General features: G+C 70.4%; 1 protein-coding gene. It reads right to left on the minus strand.

Going from position 1 to position 1,113, the window contains the following annotated elements; translation table 11 throughout:
* Window positions 1-249 precede the first annotated feature (249 nt).
* Entirely contained in the window at window positions 250-918 is a 669-nt protein-coding gene (locus VS93_RS26405; protein WP_046472545.1) for a superoxide dismutase family protein, read from the minus strand.
* Between the last annotated feature and the right edge of the window lie 195 nt (window positions 919-1,113).

A 1,113-nucleotide genomic window follows, 5' to 3' on the forward strand; every position in this document is an offset into this window, starting at 1 on the left:
GGGGTAGCGCCGGGAGGACCGTAGCGGGGGTGCTCGCCCCGCCGGATCCGGCCGGCGGACTGCGCGCGTGAGCCGCGGTCCGCCATTGGTTCCGCCGGCGGACCGCGGCCGAGAATCCTCTGCTTGGGGTCGGGCGCGCCCCTGGTGTGCCCCCGAGGACCATCTCTCTACCGGCGCCGGGAATGCCCGCCGGGTGCCCGCAGGAGTGCCCTCGGAACCGGCGGGACGCGGGTCCGGGGCACCATGCGGCTACAGCGCGACGTTGATGCAGGCGAACCGGTCCCCGGCCGCTCCTGCCTCCCCCGGCTCGGTCGCGGTGTGCTGCTCATGCAGCACGATGGCGTTGGCCTCACCAGGGCGGACCTGCCAGTCCACTGTGGCCTCGGCCTCACCGTTTCCGGCGGCGTCGGTGGTGAAGTCCAGCCAGAGCTCGTTCTCGGGGTTGGCGAACTCGGGGTCGGTGGAGGGTTCGTCGGGCGTGGCGGCGGGATCGACCTCGTTCTGGTAGTGCGGTCCGGAGTCGGCCGGGTCGGGGCCGCAGGGGTCGGTGTGCAGGTGGGCGCCGAAGTCACGGCTGGGTGCCACCCCTGTCACCGACAACTCGACGCGGGTGCCGCCGTTAGGGGTCTCCGTGACGGTGACGTCGAACTCCGCGCCCACGGGTACGACCGTCTCGCTGTAGGTCGCGCCTGTCAGGTCCTCTTCCCGGCCGTCGCAGATGGCGAACTCGCCCGAGACCGCCTTAGTCACCGGCTCGTCCCCTGATTCTTCGGCCGGGTCCGCATCGCCTTCGGTCACCGTGTTTTCTTCGGACGTGGAGTTGGCCGCATTCAGTGACTCGGCGTCTGTACCGGTTCCACATCCCGCCACCAGTACGGCGACTCCGGCCAGTCCGAGGAGGTGGCTCGTGGCGCGCATGGTTGCCCCTTTCTGCAGTGTCGCTTGGCTGATCCGACTACGGGCTATTCGGAGCGACCGCTGCAGAGGGGACGGTTCCTAGAGACGCGGATTACCGGACAGTCACAGGGATGTTGGGGATGGTCCGCAGCGGCGCGTCCGGAACGGGAGGGCCGGTGCCTTTCCCGATCGAGCTGGGCTTCGGTACGGGCCGCC

The organism is Allosalinactinospora lopnorensis, from assembly GCF_000981225.1.
GTDB lineage: Bacteria > Actinomycetota > Actinomycetes > Streptosporangiales > Streptosporangiaceae > Allosalinactinospora > Allosalinactinospora lopnorensis.

What these genes read in the sequence shown, in the direction of transcription:
- VS93_RS26405 (WP_046472545.1), bottom strand. Translation starts at nt 918, where the DNA reads ATGCGCGCCACGAGCCACCTCCTCGGACTGGCCGGAGTCGCCGTACTG.